The sequence below is a fragment of the Streptomyces sp. RB17 genome, assembly GCF_009604455.1.
In the GTDB taxonomy this organism is placed as follows: domain Bacteria; phylum Actinomycetota; class Actinomycetes; order Streptomycetales; family Streptomycetaceae; genus Streptomyces.
Map to the genome: position 1 here is coordinate 939544 of NZ_WEGL01000001.1, position 17592 is coordinate 957135.

General features: G+C 71.6%; 15 protein-coding genes and 1 pseudogene. 11 read left to right on the top strand and 5 right to left on the bottom strand.

Translation table 11 applies throughout. The annotated features are described in order from the left end of the window. Positions 1-98 precede the first annotated feature (98 nt). The 3 genes from SRB17_RS04360 (at position 99) to SRB17_RS45315 (ending at position 2148) form a co-directional block, all read left to right on the top strand. On the top strand, positions 99-1172 hold the full coding sequence (locus SRB17_RS04360; protein ID WP_153534689.1) for a sialidase family protein: 1074 nt from the start codon (positions 99-101) through the stop codon (positions 1170-1172). Positions 1173-1207: 35 nt separating this feature from the next. Then, the gene (npdG, locus tag SRB17_RS04365) at positions 1208-1921 is read left to right on the top strand and encodes an NADPH-dependent F420 reductase (RefSeq protein WP_153534691.1); all 714 of its coding nucleotides are present in this window, start codon (positions 1208-1210) and stop codon (positions 1919-1921) included. A gap of 62 nt (positions 1922-1983) precedes the next feature. Continuing rightward, a complete protein-coding gene (locus tag SRB17_RS45315; protein WP_194293896.1) occupies positions 1984-2148 on the top strand; it encodes a hypothetical protein in 165 nt (54 codons plus the stop codon). On the opposite strand, the gene SRB17_RS04370 is transcribed toward SRB17_RS45315, so the two are convergent. Next, positions 2145-2915, bottom strand: coding sequence for a site-2 protease family protein (locus SRB17_RS04370; RefSeq protein ID WP_153534693.1), 771 nt, complete (start codon positions 2913-2915; stop codon positions 2145-2147). The genes SRB17_RS45315 and SRB17_RS04370 overlap by 4 nt on opposite strands. A 107-nt stretch (positions 2916-3022) precedes the next feature. Here SRB17_RS04370 and SRB17_RS04375 point away from each other — a divergent pair, with 107 nt between their 5' ends. Both SRB17_RS04375 and SRB17_RS04380 read left to right on the top strand, forming a co-directional pair. Continuing rightward, positions 3023-3499 carry a DUF6578 domain-containing protein gene (locus tag SRB17_RS04375; RefSeq protein ID WP_153534695.1) on the top strand — a complete coding sequence of 159 codons (477 nt, stop codon included), beginning with the start codon at positions 3023-3025 and terminating at the stop codon, positions 3497-3499. A 14-nt stretch (positions 3500-3513) separates the two neighbouring features. Next, positions 3514-6792 carry a BTAD domain-containing putative transcriptional regulator gene (locus SRB17_RS04380; protein WP_153534697.1) on the top strand — a complete coding sequence of 1093 codons (3279 nt, stop codon included), beginning with the start codon at positions 3514-3516 and terminating at the stop codon, positions 6790-6792. Between the two features lie 11 nt (positions 6793-6803). Here SRB17_RS04380 and SRB17_RS04385 read toward each other — a convergent pair whose 3' ends face one another. The 3 genes from SRB17_RS04385 to panB form a co-directional block, all read right to left on the bottom strand. Further along, entirely contained in the window at positions 6804-7664 is an 861-nt protein-coding gene (locus SRB17_RS04385) for an ABC transporter permease (protein WP_153534699.1), read from the bottom strand. Then, positions 7661-8686 (bottom strand): ATP-binding cassette domain-containing protein, encoded by a 1026-nt coding sequence (locus SRB17_RS04390; protein WP_153534701.1) that lies wholly within the window; start codon positions 8684-8686, stop codon positions 7661-7663. Before SRB17_RS04390 ends, SRB17_RS04385 begins: the two co-directional genes overlap by 4 nt. Before the next feature lie 210 nt (positions 8687-8896). Next, on the bottom strand, positions 8897-9781 hold the full coding sequence (gene panB / locus SRB17_RS04395; RefSeq protein WP_153534703.1) for a 3-methyl-2-oxobutanoate hydroxymethyltransferase: 885 nt from the start codon (positions 9779-9781) through the stop codon (positions 8897-8899). A 199-nt stretch (positions 9782-9980) separates the two neighbouring features. On the opposite strand from panB, the gene SRB17_RS04400 reads away from it, so the two are divergent. The 6 genes and pseudogenes from SRB17_RS04400 to SRB17_RS04425 all read left to right on the top strand — a co-directional run bounded on the left by SRB17_RS04400 (position 9981) and on the right by SRB17_RS04425 (position 15573). Continuing rightward, positions 9981-11567: an MFS transporter gene (locus SRB17_RS04400; RefSeq protein ID WP_153534705.1), complete on the top strand. Its 1587-nt coding sequence runs from the start codon at positions 9981-9983 to the stop codon at positions 11565-11567. 99 nt (positions 11568-11666) lie between these two features. Further along, entirely contained in the window at positions 11667-12296 is a 630-nt protein-coding gene (locus tag SRB17_RS04405; protein WP_323374959.1) for a TetR/AcrR family transcriptional regulator, read from the top strand. 186 nt (positions 12297-12482) lie between these two features. Beyond that, positions 12483-13532 carry an endonuclease/exonuclease/phosphatase family protein gene (locus SRB17_RS04410; protein WP_153534707.1) on the top strand — a complete coding sequence of 350 codons (1050 nt, stop codon included), beginning with the start codon at positions 12483-12485 and terminating at the stop codon, positions 13530-13532. A 121-nt stretch (positions 13533-13653) separates the two neighbouring features. After that, positions 13654-14877, top strand: coding sequence for an MFS transporter (locus SRB17_RS04415; RefSeq protein WP_153534709.1), 1224 nt, complete (start codon positions 13654-13656; stop codon positions 14875-14877). Between the two features lie 47 nt (positions 14878-14924). After that, positions 14925-15317 (top strand): annotated as a pseudogene (locus tag SRB17_RS04420) (DUF5753 domain-containing protein); the annotation flags it as partial. Further along, positions 15289-15573 (top strand): DUF397 domain-containing protein, encoded by a 285-nt coding sequence (locus SRB17_RS04425; protein ID WP_153534711.1) that lies wholly within the window; start codon positions 15289-15291, stop codon positions 15571-15573. The pseudogene SRB17_RS04420 and the gene SRB17_RS04425, both read left to right, overlap by 29 nt. Before the next feature lie 55 nt (positions 15574-15628). Here SRB17_RS04425 and SRB17_RS04430 read toward each other — a convergent pair whose 3' ends face one another. After that, on the bottom strand, positions 15629-17572 hold the full coding sequence (locus SRB17_RS04430) for a S53 family peptidase (RefSeq protein WP_153534713.1): 1944 nt from the start codon (positions 17570-17572) through the stop codon (positions 15629-15631). Positions 17573-17592 lie beyond the last annotated feature (20 nt).

Sequence of the window (17592 nt, forward strand, 5' to 3'; positions counted from 1 at the left end):
ATCTCCGTACGAACCGGTCGCCGTACGCACCCGTCGCCGTACGCACCCGTCGCCTTACGAACCGGTTCCCCCTCCCCCCAGCCCCGAGGAGCCGCCCCATGACCGACGTCACCGTCCCCTTCCGTGCCGGACACGAGGGCTATGCCGGCTTCCGGATCCCGGCCGTCGTCGCCACCGAGGCGGGCACACTGCTCGCCTTCTGCGAGGGCCGCGTCACCTCCGCCGCCGACCACGGGCACATCGGCATCGTGCTCAAGCGGTCCACGGACGGCGGACGCACCTGGGGGCCGCTCCAGGTCGCCGCGAGCAACGGCGACGACCTCGCCGGAAACCCCGCCCCCGTCGTCCTCGACACCGGCCGCGTCCTGCTCGTGCACATCCGGGCCGCCGCCGGCGCCACCGAGGCCGCGATCCTGCGCGGCCAGGTGCCGGACGCGGACGGGCGGCGGGTGTGGGTGCAGCACAGTGACGACGAGGGGGCGACCTGGTCCGCGCCCCGGGAGATCACCGCGCAGGTGAAGAGGCCCGGCTGGCGCTGGTACGCCACCACCCCCGGCCACGCCCTCCAGCTGAGCACCGGCCGGGTCCTCGTCCCCGCCAACCACACCCTGCCGCCCACCGGCACCGACACCGGCGCCGAACCGCGGTACAACAGCGGCCACTGCCTGCTCAGCGACGACCGCGGAGAGTCCTGGTACCTCGGGTACGTCGACGAGAACACCGACGGGTACATCAACGTCAACGAGACCACCGCCGCCGAACTGTCCGACGGGCGCGTCTACTTCAACACCCGCAACGACTCTCCCTCGCCCGGCAACCGCGCCGACGCCCATTCCGAGGACGGCGGGAGGACGCTCGTCACACCCTTCCGGCCCCAGGCGGGGCTGACCGCACCCGTCTGCGAGGCCTCGGTCCTGCAACTCCGAGACCCGGACCTGCTCCTCTGCTCCGGCCCCGCCGACCCCGCCTTCCGCGCCCTGATGACGATCCGCGCCTCCGCCGACGGCGGCACCACCTGGCGCCCGGCGTTCACCGTCGACGGGCTGCCCGCCGCCTACTCCGACCTGGTCCGCGTCGACCGGGACACGGTGGGACTCCTCTACGAGACCGGCGACTTCAGCGCCAACGAGACCATCACCTTCCGCCGGGTGCCCGTGCGCCGCCTCGCTTGAGCGTGCCGCAAGGGCCACGGACGTAGGCTCGCACCATGACCACTACCGACAGTGCACAGACCCCTGCCAAGGCCCCCGCCAAAGACCCCTGGGACCTGCCCGACGTCTCCGGACACGTCGTCGGCGTGCTCGGCGGCACCGGACCGCAGGGCAAGGGCCTCGCCTACCGGCTCGCCCGGTCCGGCCAGAAGGTGATCATCGGCTCCCGCTCCGCCGACCGCGCCCACGCCGCCGCCCAGGAATGCGGTCACGGCGTCGAGGGCGCCGACAACGCCGAGGCCGCGCGCCGCAGCGACATCGTCGTCGTCGCCGTACCGTGGGACGGCCACGGCGACACCCTGAAGGCCCTGCGCGACGAACTGGCCGGAAAGCTCGTCGTGGACTGCGTCAACCCGCTCGGCTTCGACAAGAAGGGCGCCTACGCGATCCGGCCCGAGGAGGGCAGCGCCGCCGAGCAGGCCGCCGCCCTGCTGCCGGACTCCCGGGTCACCGCCGCCTTCCACCACCTGTCGGCCGTGCTGCTCCAGGACCCGGAGATCGAGCAGATCGACACCGATGTCATGGTGCTCGGAGAGGAGCGGGCCGACGTCGAGATCGTGCAGGCCCTCGCCGGGCGCATCCCCGGCATGCGCGGCGTCTTCGCCGGGCGGCTGCGCAACGCCCACCAGGTCGAGTCGCTGGTCGCGAACCTGATCTCCGTCAACCGCCGCTACAAGGCACACGCCGGGCTCCGCATCACCGACGTCTGAGCGATGGGGGACACTGGTCGGCGAAGCAGTTCCGAGCAGTGTCCCCGACAGGAGCCGACCCCATGCCCCGCATCGCCCTCTACGCCCTCGTCGTCTGCGTCCTCTCCGTGGCCGCCGCCGTCGTCTCGTTCGTCCAGGGCAGCTGGCTGGGGATCGTCTGGGTGTTGCTGGCGGGCCTGACGTCCAACATGACCTGGTACTACATCAAGCGCGACCGGGCGGCCTAGGCCCAGAAGCGGTACAGGCTCCAGCCGAACGAGACGTCCGTGTCGCTGACCCCCAGTCCGCGCAGGATCGCGTCGATCATGTCGAAGAACGGCCCGTTGACCGACGGCAGCCACAGCAGCGCGAACACGAACAGCAGGCCGAACGGCGCGAACGGCTGCACCTGCCGCTTGACCTTGGACGACAGCCAGGGCTCGATCACTCCGTAGCCGTCCAGGCCGGGCACCGGCAGGAAGTTCAGGATCGCCGCCGTCACCTGCAGCAGGGCCAGGAAGGCGAGCGCGAACCGGAAGTCGCTCGGTACGCCGTCCAGCGCGTGCAGCCAGAAGGGGGCCGTGCACACCGCCGCGAACAGCGCGTTCGTCAGCGGGCCCGCCGCCGAGACCAGGCTGTGCCGCCAGCGGCCCCGGATCCGGCCGCGCTCGATGAACACCGCGCCGCCGGGCAGACCGATCCCACCCATGATCACGAAGAGCACCGGGAGCACGATGCTCAGCAGCGCGTGCGTGTACTTCAGCGGGTTCAGCGTGAGGTAGCCCTTCGCGCCGACCGTGATGTCGCCGCTGTGCAGGGCCGTGCGCGCGTGCGCGTACTCGTGCAGGCACAGGGAGACGATCCAGGCCGCCGTCACGAACAGGAACACCGGGACGCCCGGCCGTGCCGCCCACCCCGTCCAGGTGGCCCAGCCCGCCACCGCCGTCACGGCCAGGATCCCGACGAACACGGGGCTGACCCGGCGGTCGCCGCGGCGGGTGGAGGCGATGGTCATCGGCGGGCTCCTGTGCGGTCGGGACGGTGCGGAGTGCGACCGTACCGGCCGCGCCCTCGCGGGGGAAACGTCTCGCGCTCGCCGTCGGGTTCCTGGACCCTGGGGGGATGCCACGAATGAGGGTGTTCTACGAGAACTGGCAGATGGAGTGCTGCGGCACACCCTTCGCGGTGGGCGACGAGGTGTCCTGGCCGCTGGTCGCCTACGACGCCGAAGGCGTCCGGGAGGGTCACGGCTACGGCGCCCGGGCGTGGGTGGAGAACCACGGCGGTCCGGACCGGCCGGCCGTCGGCCGGGTCCACGCCGTCGACCTGGTCCACGAGGAGTACAGCTTCAGCCTGCCCGACCCGGCGCCCGAACCCGTGGAGCCGCGGGACGGAGTCGTGTTCCGGAGCACGGGGCGCGGCCTCGAACCGGTGCCCGGCACCCTCACCCTGGAGCCCTCCGACAGCTGTCCGAAGTGGTTCGAGGAGGTGGACCGCGGCACGGTGGACGGCCTCGGCAGGGTGCGCCGCACCCGCGGCGCCCTCGTCACCCTGGACGTTCCCGACGCCACGCCGCCCCAACCCGGTGACCACCGGTGACCGCTCCGGGGACAATGGACCCCGTGCGCCTTTCCCTGCTCGGCACCACCCAGGTACTCCGCCCCGACGGTACGGCCGTCCCGGTCGGCGGGGCGCGGCTGCGTGCCCTGCTGGGCGTGCTCGCGCTCCGGGCCGGGCGGACCGTGCCCGTGGGCGTGCTCGTCGACGAGGTCTGGGGCGCCGAACCGCCCGCCGACGCCGCCGGGGCGCTCCAGGCGCTGGTCGGCCGGCTGCGCCGTACCCTCGGCGCGGACGCCGTCGCCTCCGCCGAGGGCGGCTACCGGCTGACCGCCGCGCCCGACGACGTCGACCTCACCCGCTTCGAGCGGCTGACCGGCGACGGCCTGCGGGCCCTCGCCGACGGCGACCCCGCCAAGGCCGCCGGCGTCCTGGACGACGCGCTCGCCCTGTGGCGCGGCCCCGCCCTCGCCGACCTGCCCGACCACCACGCTGAGGCGGCCCGCTGGGAGACCCGCCGGCTGGACGCCCTGCGTGCCCGGCACACCGCCGCCCTCGCCCTCGGACACGCCGAGCAGGTGCTGCCCGAGCTGACCGCCCTGTGCGACGACCACCCGCTGGACGAGCCGCTCCAGGCGCTGCGGCTGCGCGCCCTGCGCGACGCCGGCCGCCCGGCCCAGGCGCTCGCCGCCTACGAGGACGTACGACGGCTGCTCGCGGACCGGCTCGGCTCCGACCCGGGGCCCGAACTGCGGGCCCTGCACGCCGAGTTGCTGACCGCGAAGGAAACCCCGGCGTCGAGGCCCGTGCCGACGGCTCCGGGCAATCTGCCCGCCCGGCTCACCTCCTTCGTCGGCCGGGAGTCCGACATCGAGGCCATCCGCGCCGACCTGGCCGCCGCCCGCCTGGTCACCCTGCTCGGTCCGGGCGGCGCCGGAAAGACCCGGCTGTCCCAGGAGGCCGCCGAGGCGGTACGGCACACCGTCCCGGACGGGCTGTGGCTGGCCGAGCTGGCGCCCGTGGACGACCCCGGGGCCGTACCGCAGGCCGTGCTCACCGCGATCGGCGCCCGCGACACCGTGCTGCACGGTGCCGGCGCCGAGAGCATCCGCGCCGTCACCGACCGGCACGACGACCCCCTCGAACGGATCGTGGAGCACTGCGCCCGGCGCCGGATGCTGATCGTCCTGGACAACTGCGAGCATGTGATCGAGGCCGCCGCCCACCTCACCGAGCGCCTGCTGGCCCGCTGCCCGCAGCTGACCGTCCTCGCCACCAGCCGCGAACCCCTCGGCGTGCCGGGGGAGCTGGTGCGTCCCGTGGAGCCGCTGCCGGAGCCGGTCGCGCTGCGGCTGCTCGCCGACCGGGGTGCCGCGGCCCGGCCCGGATTCCGTGTCGAGGACCACCCCGAGGCCTGCGCGGAGATCTGCCGGCGGCTCGACGGACTCCCGCTCGCGATCGAGCTGGCGGCGGCCCGGCTGCGGATGCTGACCCCGCGCCAGATAGCCGACCGCCTCGACGACCGTTTCCGGCTGCTCACCTCCGGCAGCCGCACCGTGCTGCCCCGCCAGCAGACCCTGCGGGCCGTCGTGGACTGGTCCTGGGAGCTGCTGGACGCGGACGAACGGGACGTCCTCGCCCGGCTGTCCGTCTTCGCGGGCGGCTGCGACCTGGCCGCCGCCGAGGCCGTGTGCGGGCCGGTCGCCCTGGACGCGCTCGGCTCCCTGGTCGACAAGTCCCTGGTGGTGGCCGCACCTTTGCCAGGTGAGGGGGCCGAGGGCGGGATGCGCTACCGGCTCCTGGAGACCGTCGCCGAGTACGCCGGCGAACGGCTCGACGAGGCCGGGCGCCGCAGCGAGGCCGGGCGCGCCCATCTGACGTACTACCGCGAACTCGCCCGCACCACCGACCCGTTGCTGCGCGGCCCCGAGCAGCGCACCGCCATCGACCGGTTCCAGCTGGAGTACGAGAACCTGCGCACGGCGCTGCGGCACGCCGTCGCCGCGGAGGACGAGCAGGAGGCGCTGTGCCTGGTGCTGTCCCTGGTGTGGTTCTGGCAGATGCGCGACCAGCGCATCGAGACCCGCAACTGGTGCCGGGAGGTCATGGAGCTCGGCCCCGACCCCTTCACCGAACCCGTCCGGCCCGCGCAGCCGGTGTGGCAGCGCTGCACCGACGACCCGCCCCCGTACACCGGCGAGGTCCTCGCCGAGGCCCGGCGCGGCGTCCACCTCGCCCACCTCGCCTGCATGGACCACGAGCTGGACGCCTGGCAGACCCCCGAGGCGCAGGCCAAGCTGCGTGCCGTCACCCAGGTCTACCACCCCGGGCTGCCGCAGACCTGCCGGGCGCCCGGCATGGTGTGGTTCTACGCCGTGATCCTGGTCGGCGGCGGGGCGGACCGGATGCGGGAGGTCGTCGACGCCTGCGTGCGGACCTGCCGGGAGACCCCCGGCTTCGAGTGGGAGCTGGCCGGCGCCCTGCAGTTGCGCGCCAACCTGCTCGCCAACCGCGCCGCCTGGGCCGGCAACGCCACCCGTGACGCCGAGGAGGCCCTGGAGATCTTCCGGCGCCTCGGTGACGCCTGGGGCACCGCCGAGGCGCTGTCCGCCCGTGGCGAGGCCCATGAACGCCAGGGCGCCAACCGGGAGGCCGCCGCCGACTACCGGGCGGCCATCGAACACGCCGAACGCCTCGGCGCCCGCGGCCAGATGGCCATCCTCCGCGCCCGCCTCGGCAGCGTGCTCATGGAGGCGGGGGACATGGAGCGCGGCGAGCAGCTGCTCCGGGACGTCGTCGCGAGCAGGGACGGATCCCTCAACGAGGCCATGCCCGCCGCCCGGCTGTTCCTCGCCTGCTGGCTCGGCCTGACCGGCCGTACCGCCGAGGCCCGTGAGCAACTGCGGGTGCTGCGCGAGGAGTTCAAGATCGCGCACTTCGTCGTCTTCGACTCCATGATCCTCACCCAGGAGGCCTGGCTGGACGCCCTCGACGGCTGTGCCGAGGACGCCCTGAACGGGATCAGGCAGGCGCTGCGACTCGCTCAGGACCCGCTGACCACGGCCATCGCCCCGCACATGTTCTCCATCTGCCTCTACACCGCGGCGATGGCCCTCGCCCGCGTCGATGCCGGCGGCCGCGCCGTCGACGCCGCCCGCTGCCTGGGCGCCGCCCACGCCCTGCTGCCGTCCGGGCACGTCCTCTCCGGAGTCGAGCGCCGGTGCCAGGACATGGCCGAGAGCCGGATCCGGGAGATCCTGGACGACGCCGCCTACCGGGCCGCGTACGCCGAGGGCGGTGGCCTCTCCCTCGCGGAGGCCACCGCCCTGGTGTGACACCGGGGGTGTCAGCTCTTCGTACGGAACTTGTGGATGGCCACCGGCGCCATGACCACGGTGATGCCCACCGACCAGGCCAGTGTCACCCACAGGCCGTGCGCGATCGGTCCGCCGTTCATCAGCCCGCGTGCGGCGTCGGCCAGGCCCGACATCGGGTTGTAGTCGGTGAAGCGGCGCAGCCAGCCCGGCATCGAGTTCGTCGGCGCGAAGATCGACGAGCCGAACTGGAGCGGGAACAGCGTCAGAAAGCCCATCGCCTGCACGGACTGTGCGTTCTTCATGATCACACCGAGGGTCAGGAACACCCACATGATGGACGAGGCGAAGAGGGTCGCCAGACCCACGGCGGCGAACAGCCCGGCCCAGTGGGTGATGTCGAAGCCCACCAGGACACCGACGACCAACAGCACGGCCGTCGCGATCAGCATCCGGGCCAGCTCCACCGCGATCTTCGCGAAGAGCACGGAGCCGCGTCCGATCGGCAGGGACCGGAAGCGGTCCATGACCCCGCTGTTGAAGTCCTGGTTGAAGCCGGTGCCGACGCCCTGGGCCATGGACAGGCTGGTCATGGCCAGGAGGCCGGGCACGACGTACTGGACGTAGGCCTGCTGTCCGCCGCCCAGCGCCTTCCCGATCGAGCCGCCGAAGACGTACACGAACAGCAGGGTGAAGATGACCGGCATCAGCAGCGCGTCGAACATCGACTCCGGGTCCTGGCGGATCCAGAGCAGATTGCGGCGCAGCAGGGCTCCGGTGTGCCGCAGGTGCCCGCGCAGCGGGATGCGGGTGTCGGTCGAAGTGATCGGGAACGCGGGTGCGGCGCGAAGCGCCTCGTTCAGGGTGGTGGCGGGCGACGGGTGGGAACTCATACGGCGACCTCCTCGCGGGCGTCGGCGGGCACGGCGTCCTGCGGGGCACTGGCGCGGTGGCCGGTGAGCGACAGGAACACCTCGTCCAGGCTGGGCAGTTCGGTGGTGATGGAGGAGATGGTGATGCCGCGCGCGGTGACCGCGCCGACCACGGCGGTCAGCTGCTCGTCGCTGAGGATCGGCACCAGCAGGGTCCCGGACTCGGTGTCGACGGTGGTGGTCGCAAGCCCGGTGATGCCGAGCTCGTCCAGCATCGCGGAGAGCGGGCGCAGCTGCAGCGGGTCGACGGTCCGGACCCGGAGCGTGCGCCCGCCGACGCGGGCCTTCAGCTCCTCGATCCCACCCGTGGCGATGACCTTGCCGCGATCGACCACGGTCAGCTCGGAGGCGAGCTGTTCGGCCTCCTCCATGTACTGGGTGGTCAGCAGCACGGTGACGCCGTCGCCGACCATCGCCTTCACCTCGTCCCACACCTCGTTGCGGGTACGGGGGTCGAGTCCGGTGGTCGGCTCATCGAGGTAGAGGACGGCCGGCCGGCCGATCATCGAGGCGGCGAGATCGAGTCGCCGCCGCATACCGCCCGAGTAGGTGCTCGCCGGCCGCTTGGCCGCCTCCGTCAGGGAGAACCGCTCCAGCAGCTCGTCGGCGCGGGCGCGGGCGTCCTTCCGGGACAGGTCCAGCAGCCGGCCGATCATGTACAGGTTCTCCCAGCCCGGGAGCTTCTCGTCGACGGAGGCGTACTGCCCGGTGAGCCCTATGACCCGGCGCAGCTGCCTCGGCTGCCGTACGACGTCGTAGCCGGCCACGGTGGCCTGGCCGGCGTCCGGGGTGATCAGGGTGGACAGGATCCGCACGAGGGTGGTCTTGCCGGCGCCGTTCGGACCGAGGACGCCCATCACGGTGCCCTCGCGCACGTCCAGGTCGACACCGTCCAGCGCCTTGGTCTCGCCGTAGTGCTTGACCAGCCCCCGTACCGTCACTGCGTGGCTCGCGCCGACGGGGTTCTCATGGATTCGCGTCATGACAGAGACGGTGCCAGGGCCTGCCGACAAACCACCGACAGGCCACCGACAGCCACCGACAACCTGCCGACGACCACCGCAACCATCGATCGAGGAACCACGACGGCGAGCAACCAGCCCCGCGAGAGCGGCGCCGGCTCAGGCGCAAACGGCGACAGCCCCGCTGACGGGGGAAGATCAGCGGGGCTGCCGGGGTGTTGCCGCAGTGGCTCAGTGGACGGAGTTCTCCTCCAGCGGGAAGGTCCCGGAGACGACGTCCTCGGCGAACGACTTCACCGCGTCGCCCATGACCTCACGCAGATCGGCGTACTTCTTCACGAACTTCGGCACCCGGCCGGAGGTCAGCCCGAGCATGTCCGTCCAGACCAGGACCTGCGCGTCCGTGTCGGGCCCGGCACCGATACCGACCGTCGGGATGTGCAGCACCCGCGTCACCTCGGCCGCCAGCTCCGCCGGAACCAGTTCGAGGACGACGGCGAACGCGCCCGCGTCCTGGACGGACTTCGCGTCGCGCAGGAGCTGCTGTGCCGCCTCCTCGCCCCGCCCCTGCACGCGGTAGCCCATCGCGTTGACGGACTGCGGGGTCAGGCCGATGTGCGCCATGACCGGGATGCCGGACTCGACCAGCAGCCGGATCTGCTCGTGCGAGCGCTCGCCGCCCTCCAGCTTGACCGCGCCGACCCCCGCCTCCTTCACCAGCCGGGTCGCCGAGCGCAGCGCCTGCACCGGGCCCTCCTGGTAGGAGCCGAAGGGGAGGTCGCCGACGATCAGGGAGCGCTGCGTGCCGCGTACCACGGCCGCCGACAGCATGGTCATCTCGTCGAGGGTGACGGGCACGGTCGTCTCGTACCCGAGGTGGCAGTTGCCCGCCGAGTCGCCGACCAGGATCACCGGGATCCCGGCCTCGTCGAAGACGGACGCGGTCATCGCGTCGTAGGCGGTGAGCATGGGCCACTTCTCGCCCCGCTCCTTGGCGAGGGCGATGTCGCGAACGGTGATGCGGCGGGTGCCCTTCCCCCCGTACAGCGCCTTGCTGCCGTCGGAGGACTTGTGCGGCGCGCTCTGCGCGTTCTGGGCAGCCGAGAGCTGCGTCATGGCAACGGCTCCTTCAGTCATCTCGAGGCGCCCTGACGGCGTCCCCGGATCGCCTCCATGGTGGCACTTCGTGCCGGGCAGGGCCAGAGGGACCCCTTGTGATCCCCGCCGATGGCCGGTACCGGCCCCTGTGTAAGGCCTTGGTAAAGAACAAAGATACGAGACCGTTCCGTATCGAAATGGCTTTAGGCTCGAACACATGACAAGTCCCGTCCCTGTCTCCCGGATACCGGAAGCGGTGCACCGGCGCCGCTGGGCGATCCTCGGCGTTCTGATGCTGAGCCTGCTGATCGTGGTGCTCGACAACTCGATCCTGAACGTCGCCATCAAGACCATCTCCAGCCCCGCGCCGACCGGTCTCGGTGCCACCCAGGGGCAGATCGAGTGGGCGATCAACGCCTACACCCTCGTCTTCGCCGGCCTGCTGTTCACCTCCGGCCTCATCGGTGACCGCCTCGGCCGCAAGAAGGTGCTGCTCGGCGGCATCGCCGTGTTCGGCATCGGCTCGGCCCTGGCCGCCGAGTCCGGCTCGCCGGGCCAGCTGATCGCCTACCGCGCCCTGATGGCCCTCGGTGCCGCCTTCGTCATGCCCGCCACCCTCGCCGTGCTGATGAACGTCTTCGAGCGCGGGGAGCAGCCCAAGGCCATCGGCATCTGGGCCGGCGGCGTCGGCCTCGCCATCGCCATCGGACCGATCACCGGCGGCGCACTCCTCGACCACTTCTGGTGGGGCTCGGTCTTCTTCGTCAACGTGCCGATCGTGATCGTCGCGCTGATCCTGATGACCTGGCTGGTACCCGACTCCCGCGACCCCAGGCCGGGCCGCCTCGACCCCGTCGGTGTCGTCCTGTCCGTCGTCGGCCTTGTCCTGCTGGTCTACGGCATCATCAAGGGCGGCGAACTCGCCGACTTCACCGACGCCAAGGTGCTCGCCACCATCGTCGCCGGTCTTGTCGTCCTGGCCGGCTTCGTCGTCTTCGAGAAGCGCAGCGACCACCCGTCGCTCGACGTCACCTACTTCAAGAACAAGGTCTTCTCGGCCGCCATGACCGCCATCGCGCTGGTCTTCTTCGCGCTGATGGGCGTCACGTTCTTCGGTGTCTTCTACACCCAGAGCGTGCGCGGCTACTCGCCGCTGGAGTCCGGTGTGCTGATGCTGCCGCTCGCCTGCGCCCAGCTGATCTTCGCGCCGCGCGCCCGGCTGCTGGTCGACCGGTTCGGCAACAAGGCCACCACCACCGCCGGCCTGGTCCTGATCGCCGCCACCCTGGCCGCGTTCGCCACGTTCGAGGCCGACACGCCGATCTGGATCCTCGAGGTCGTCTTCTTCCTCATGGGCACCGGCATGGCGCACATCATGACGCCGACCTCCGTCGTCATCATGCAGGCGCTGCCGCGCGAGAAGGCCGGCTCCGCCTCCGCGCTCAGCAACACCTTCCGGCAGGTCGGCGGCGCGCTCGGCATCGCCGTCCTCGGCTCGGTGCTGGCCACGTCCTACCGCAACGGCATCGACGGCAAGCTCGGCATGCTGCCGCCCGCCCTGCGCGACAAGGCCGCCGAGTCCATCGAGGCCACGCTCGGCATCGCCGGCAAGCTCGGCCCGCAGGGCAAGGCCCTGGTCACGCCCGCCAATGACGCGTTCCTGCACGCCATGCACGTCACCGCCCTGTGCGGCGTGGGCGTCGCGCTGATCGGCGCCGTGGTGACGGCCCTGTTCCTGCCCGGCAAGCCGCCGGCCGCACAGGAGGGCGAACAGGAAGCGGAGTTGGTCGCGGCCGCGGACTGACGCGGAACCGCGGTCGTACACGGTCGTACGCAGTCGTACACGGGGGAAGGAGGCGTGCTGCGGGACAATTCCCGCAGCACAGTGAGAGGACGGAACGACGTGAGCCTTGCCGACAGCCGGCCGCGACCCGACGGACCCGTGCGGGGACGACCCCGCAGCGAGGCCGTGGAACGGGCCATTCTGGAAGGCGTGATGAAGCTCCTGGAGGACGGCGTACCGCTCGCCGAACTCTCCATCGAGCGCGTCGCGCGGACGGCCGGTGTCGGCAAGGCCACCATCTACCGCCGCTGGAGCGGCAAGGAGGAACTGTTCGTCGACGTCGTACGCGCCGCCGAACCCCCCGACCCCGAACTCCCCGGCACCTCCCTGCGCGACGACCTCGTCGTGCTGCTGGAGTCCCTGCGCCGGCGCGGGCTCGTCCACCGCTCCTCGGTGATCCTGCACAACGTCTACGCGCAGATGAAGCACAGCCCGAAGATCTGGTCGGCGTACCACGCCAGTGTCGTCGCGCCCCGCCGTGCACTCGCGCTGGAGGTGCTGCGCCGAGGGCGGGAGAACGGCGAACTGCGCCCGGACGTCGACCTGGAACTCGCCAACGACCTGTTCGTCGGCCCCATGCTCGTGCGCACCATCATGCGCCCCGACGGCGACCTGCCCGAGGACCTGGCGGAGCGGATCGTCGACACGGTCCTGGACGGCCTACGGCCCGTCAGCTCGACAGCCTCGTAGCGCTCATGTGCGCGTTTCGTCACAAACCCCGGGTGTCCCGGGGATAACGGAACTCCCTGTCCCGCTTCCCTCGTCCTCGTCTTCCGTACGGCCGTCATGGACGGCGGGAACCGAGCCGATCATCCCCTAGGGTCGGAAGAACACAGGGGAACGACGGTGTGCACGGCAGGCAGTGAGGCAGACGGTATGGCGCAGCAGGCATACGTGACGGAGACGGACAACGGCGGCTCGGGGCCCGAGCGACCCGGAACCCGGCTTCGGCGCCTGCTGCACCGCCTGCTCGCCGGCTGGCGCGGCGACCCGCGCATCTGGCGCCGGGGCGCCGTCCTCGCGGCCCTCGCCCTCCTCCTCGCCCTGGTGATGCTGCTCCACTCGCACATCCCGAACCGGGTGGGCAACCTCGGCAGCCTCACCGAGACGTTTCTGCCGTGGCTGGGCCTCGCCGTCCCGGTCCTGCTGCTCCTCGGGCTGCTGCGGAGGTCGGCGACCGCGCTGATCGCCGTACTCCTCCCGGCGATCGTGTGGCTGAACCTCTTCGGCGGGCTGCTCACCGACAGGACGGGCGCGGGCGGCGACCTGATGGTGGCGACCCACAACGTCAACGCCGAGAACCCCGACCCCGTCGGGACCGCCCGCCAGGTGGCCGCCTCGGGCGCCGACGTCCTGGCCCTGGAGGAGGTCCCCGCCACGGCCGTGTCCACCTACGAGAAGGCGCTCGCGCCGACGTACAAGTACCACGCGGTCGAGGGCACGGTCGGCCTGTGGAGCAGGTACCCGATGAGCGAGGTGCGCGCGGTGGACATCAAGCTCGGCTGGAAGCGCGCGATGCGGGCCACGGTCACCACCCCGCACGGCCCCATCGCGGTGTACGTCGCCCACATGCCCTCGGTGCGGGTGAAGGTGAAGGCCGGGTTCACCGCCCGGGAGCGCGACAGGAGCGCCGACGCGCTCGGCGAGGCCATCGCCGACGAGCCGCTGAAGCGGGTGGTGCTGCTCGGCGACCTGAACGGCACGATGAACGACCGTTCGCTCAACGCCGTCACCTCCCAGATGCGCTCCACCCAGGGCGCGGCGGGCAGCGGCTTCGGGTTCAGCTGGCCGGCGTCGTTCCCGATGGCGCGGATCGACCAGATCATGGTCAGGGGCGTGGAGCCGGAGAGCTCCTGGACGCTGCCGCGCACCGGCAGCGACCACCTTCCGGTGGCCGCCCGTGTGAAGCTCGACACGTCCTCGTAACCCCTTGGAATACTGGGCCTGAGAGGCTTTGTTCCGCAGCTGAACATATGCTGGTACGGAACTCCGCTCTCGTCGACTCTCCCGTCGAGTCGACTCCCACCTGGAAAGGCACAGGCCCTTCATGCCCCTGGCCCTGCTCGCTCTGGCCGTCGGCGCTTTCGGAATCGGTACGACCGAGTTCGTGATGATGGGCCTGCTGCCCGACGTCGCGGACGACCTGCACATCTCGATCCCCACCGCCGGACACCTGGTCTCGGCGTACGCGCTCGGCGTCGTCATCGGCGCCCCGCTGCTGGCCGCACTCACCGCCCGCATGTCCCGCCGCACGGTGCTGATCGCCCTGATGGCGCTGTTCGTGTTGGGCAACGCCCTGTCGGCGTTCGCCCCCGGCAACGACGCGTTGCTGGCCGCCCGCTTCCTCAGCGGCCTGCCGCACGGCGCCTTCTTCGGCGTGGGAGCGGTCGTCGCCACGACGATGGTCCCGCCGGAGCGCAAGGCGCGCTCGGTCTCCCTGATGTTCCTCGGTCTGACCGTCGCCAACATCGCGGGCGTACCGGTGGCCACGCTGGTCGGCCAGCACCTGGGCTGGCGGGCCACCTTCCTGGGCGTGAGCGTCATCGGCCTCGCGGCGATCGCGTCGCTGGCGCTGCTCGTTCCGCGGGACGGGGCGCACGCGTCCGCTCCGACGGGCCTGCGCGGCGAACTGGCCGCGCTGAAGTCCCTGCCGGTCTGGCTGGCTCTGGGTACGACGGTCGCCGGCTTCGGCGCGCTCTTCGCGGCGTACAGCTATGTGACCCCGATGCTGACGCGGACTGCGGGGTACGCCGAGACGAACGTGACGCTGCTCCTGGCGCTGTTCGGCGTGGGCGCGACGGCGGGCAACCTGCTGGGCGGCCGCCTCGCGGACCACTCCCTGCGGGGAACGCTGTTCGGCGGCCTGACTTCGCTGGGGCTCGTGCTGCTCCTGTTCCCGGTGCTGATGCGGGCGGAGTGGAGCGCGGCGCCGGCGGTCGCCCTGCTGGGCATGGCGGCGTTCATCACGGGCTCGCCGCTCCAGCTGATGGTGATGGAGAAGGCGGCCGCGGCCCCGTCCCTGGCCTCCTCCGCCAACCAGGCCGCCTTCAACCTGGCCAACGCCGGCGGCGCCTGGATCGGCGGCCTGGCACTGGCGGCGGGCTTCGGTACGACGTCCCCGGCACTGGCGGGCGCGATGCTCGCGGTGCTGGGTCTGGGCGTGGCGAGCGTGGCGTGGGCGGTGGACCGTCGCCGGGGGACTCCGTCGGTGGGGCGGGAGAGGTTGGTTGCCTCTCACTTGCCGGAGGGGGCGGCGGCACTGCACCACTGACCCAGGGGGCTGTGCCCTCCTGGACCCCCGTTTTCCGCCCACCCGCCCACCCGACTCCGGAGTACTGGGCGATCCTGCATGAGTCGCTGGTCACCGCTCCGATCCTGTCGCCGCCGGAGATGGCCGAACGACTCGACCGGCTGGTGGCATTGGCCGAGCGGCACCGGATCACTCCGCAGATCGTTCCGCGGACGTGTGGGGCGTATCCCCTGATGGCCGCATCCATCAAGGTCACGGCCTTCCCGGACGCGCCGCCGCTGCTCTGCATCGAGGCGTCGTACAGCGGTGACACCATCGACGATCCGGCCCTCGTGAAGCAGTACCGCAAGGCAAACGATCGGCTCAGGGCCGTCGCGCTGTCACCAGACACGTCCCTGGCCATGATCAAGGCAGCGGCAGAGGATTACCGAAATGGCAAGCGACCGGATCGACTTGAGTGATGCGCTCTGGTTCAAGAGCAGCTACAGCAACGGTGACGGCGGGGACTGCGTAGAAGTGGCCAGCGACTTCCCCGGTGCCGCCCTCTGGCGCAAGTCGAGCCACAGCAACGAAAGCGGCGGCAACCGCGTCGAAGTAGCAGCCAATATCCCGAACCTCATCCCCCTCCGCGACTCCAAGACCGCCCCCCACGGCCCCACCCTCCTCCTCCCCCCCACCGCCTGGACCCCTTTCATCACCGCGCTCAAGTCCGAGTAACGCAAAGGGGGCCCGGGGTCTTCGCGACCCCGGGCCCCCGCCCCTCAGCGGAGCGTCAGTGCTTCTTCGCGTACGACTGCACGTACCCGTCCGCCGGTGAACCGACGCCCGTCACGTCGTCGTAGCCCTTCACCGCGGACAGCGAGCTGTCCTTGCCCAGGCTGCGGACCGAGGTCAGCAGGCCGTCGGCGGCGCTGTAGCCGTTGGCGAAGTCCACGCGGGCGACCGCCAGGCCGGAGCCGGTCGGGTTGTCCGTGACGTCGTGGAAGACGCCCTGCTTGCCGTACTTGGCGTAGATCGTCGGGTTGGCGAAGCCGATCGCCTTGCCGCCGCGCGCCTCCTGGGCCAGGGCCTGGACCGCCGCGATGACCGGAGCGGCGAGCGAGGTGCCGCCGATGCGGTACTCGCTGTACTGCTCCGAGCCGTCCGCGAAGGTCTGGGTCTGGCCGACCAGGAAGCCGGTGTTCGGGTCGGCGATGGCCGCGATGTCCGGGACGACGCGGTTGCCGGCGGCGTTGTTCGCCGTCGCGAGTGCGTCCGGGACCACGCCCTTCTGGTAGTACGGCTCGGCGACCGTCTTGCTGGTGCCGCCGCCCGCGCCCGAGGTGAAGGCGCCGGGGAAGCCCACCCAGCTCTTGCCGTCGGTCGACAGGGTCGCCTTCTCGGTGCCCCAGCCGGTCTCCCACTCGTACGCGTCACCCTTGCCGACGGCCAGGGACGTACCGCCGACCGCCGTCACCCAGGCGGAGTTGGCCGGGGTGTCGACCTGCTTCACCTTGGTGTGGGCGACCTCGTCGCCGTTGTCACCGGAGGAGAAGTAGAAGCCGATGCCCTGCACCGCGCCCAGCTGGAAGACCTGGTCGTAGGCGGCCGCGAGGTCCGGGGTCTGGTTGGCCTCGACGTCGCCCCAGGAGTTGGAGACGATGTCGGCCAGGTGGTTGTCGACGACCTTGCTGAGCGAGTCCAGCAGGTCGTCGTCGTAGCAGGAGGCCGCACCGACGTACGTGACGTCGGCGGACGGGGCGACCGCGTGGACGGCCTCGACGTCGAGGGTCTCCTCGCCGTACCAGCCGGCCGCGCCGCACTCCTTGGTCTTGGTGTAGTTCTTCGGCAGCACCTGGTGCAGCTGGCCGGTCTTCCAGGCCGCGTCACCGTGCTTGACCGCGTACGTGCCGGCGTCGTAGGCGATGGTCGGCGAGGCGTAGGCGTCGGTGATGGCGACCCGGACGCCCTTGCCGGTGTAGGAGCCCGCGCCGTACGCGGCGCGCAGCTGCTTGCCGGTGTAGCCCTTGATCGCGTACGGGATCTTGCCGCCGTACGCGTCCGGCAGCGTGCTCGCGGTGTTCGAGCCGTAGTACGAGGAGAACGGCCCGGCGTTCTTGAACACGGCGTCCGGCGGCGGCAGCTGGTCGTCGTGGTCGGACCTGTGCGGGGCGTTGTCCAGGCCGGTGACGGTCAGGACGGTGCCCTTGAGGCCGGTCGGCACGGTGGCCGTCTGCGCCGGGGCGCGATAGGTCGCCGAGCCCTTGGCGTAGTTGTGCAGCTGGGTGCCGAACGCCTTCTCGGCGGCGGCGACGTCACCGGAGACGGCGACGTAGTGCTGGGTGACCTCGGTGACCTTCAGACCGGCCGACGTCAGCCAGGTCTTGACGGCGGCCACCTGGGCCTTGGTGGCCCCGAAGGCGGCCTGCGCCTTCTTGGCGCTGAGGTACTTGCCGTAGAGCGGCGAGCTGGGGTCGGACACGGACTTGGCGTAGGCGGCGAGGCCCGCCGCGTTCTTGCCGGCCAGGTAGACCCGGGCGTTCACCTGGGCGCTGTTCGAGGTCGCGCCCTTGTCCGCCTTGGCCGTGGCCCACAGCGGCTTGGTGCCCTTGAGTGTTTCACGAGCGGGGCTGTCCGCAGCGTGTGCCGCGGGTATGCCCAGCGCCAGCGCGCCGGCGACCATGGGCAGCGTCGCTGCCATGCTCATGGCGCGCAGCTTGGCGCGGTTGGATCTCATAGAACCCCCTGCGATGCGGT

What these genes read in the sequence shown, in the direction of transcription:
- SRB17_RS04360 (WP_153534689.1), top strand. Translation starts at nt 99, where the DNA reads ATGACCGACGTCACCGTCCCCTTCCGTGCCGGACACGAGGGCTATGCC.
- npdG (WP_153534691.1), top strand. Translation starts at nt 1,208, where the DNA reads ATGACCACTACCGACAGTGCACAGACCCCTGCCAAGGCCCCCGCCAAA.
- SRB17_RS45315 (WP_194293896.1), top strand. Translation starts at nt 1,984, where the DNA reads ATGCCCCGCATCGCCCTCTACGCCCTCGTCGTCTGCGTCCTCTCCGTG.
- SRB17_RS04370 (WP_153534693.1), bottom strand. Translation starts at nt 2,915, where the DNA reads ATGACCATCGCCTCCACCCGCCGCGGCGACCGCCGGGTCAGCCCCGTG.
- SRB17_RS04375 (WP_153534695.1), top strand. Translation starts at nt 3,023, where the DNA reads ATGCCACGAATGAGGGTGTTCTACGAGAACTGGCAGATGGAGTGCTGC.
- SRB17_RS04380 (WP_153534697.1), top strand. Translation starts at nt 3,514, where the DNA reads ATGGACCCCGTGCGCCTTTCCCTGCTCGGCACCACCCAGGTACTCCGC.
- SRB17_RS04385 (WP_153534699.1), bottom strand. Translation starts at nt 7,664, where the DNA reads ATGAGTTCCCACCCGTCGCCCGCCACCACCCTGAACGAGGCGCTTCGC.
- SRB17_RS04390 (WP_153534701.1), bottom strand. Translation starts at nt 8,686, where the DNA reads ATGACGCGAATCCATGAGAACCCCGTCGGCGCGAGCCACGCAGTGACG.
- panB (WP_153534703.1), bottom strand. Translation starts at nt 9,781, where the DNA reads ATGACGCAGCTCTCGGCTGCCCAGAACGCGCAGAGCGCGCCGCACAAG.
- SRB17_RS04400 (WP_153534705.1), top strand. Translation starts at nt 9,981, where the DNA reads ATGACAAGTCCCGTCCCTGTCTCCCGGATACCGGAAGCGGTGCACCGG.
- SRB17_RS04410 (WP_153534707.1), top strand. Translation starts at nt 12,483, where the DNA reads ATGGCGCAGCAGGCATACGTGACGGAGACGGACAACGGCGGCTCGGGG.
- SRB17_RS04415 (WP_153534709.1), top strand. Translation starts at nt 13,654, where the DNA reads ATGCCCCTGGCCCTGCTCGCTCTGGCCGTCGGCGCTTTCGGAATCGGT.
- SRB17_RS04425 (WP_153534711.1), top strand. Translation starts at nt 15,289, where the DNA reads ATGGCAAGCGACCGGATCGACTTGAGTGATGCGCTCTGGTTCAAGAGC.
- SRB17_RS04430 (WP_153534713.1), bottom strand. Translation starts at nt 17,572, where the DNA reads ATGAGATCCAACCGCGCCAAGCTGCGCGCCATGAGCATGGCAGCGACG.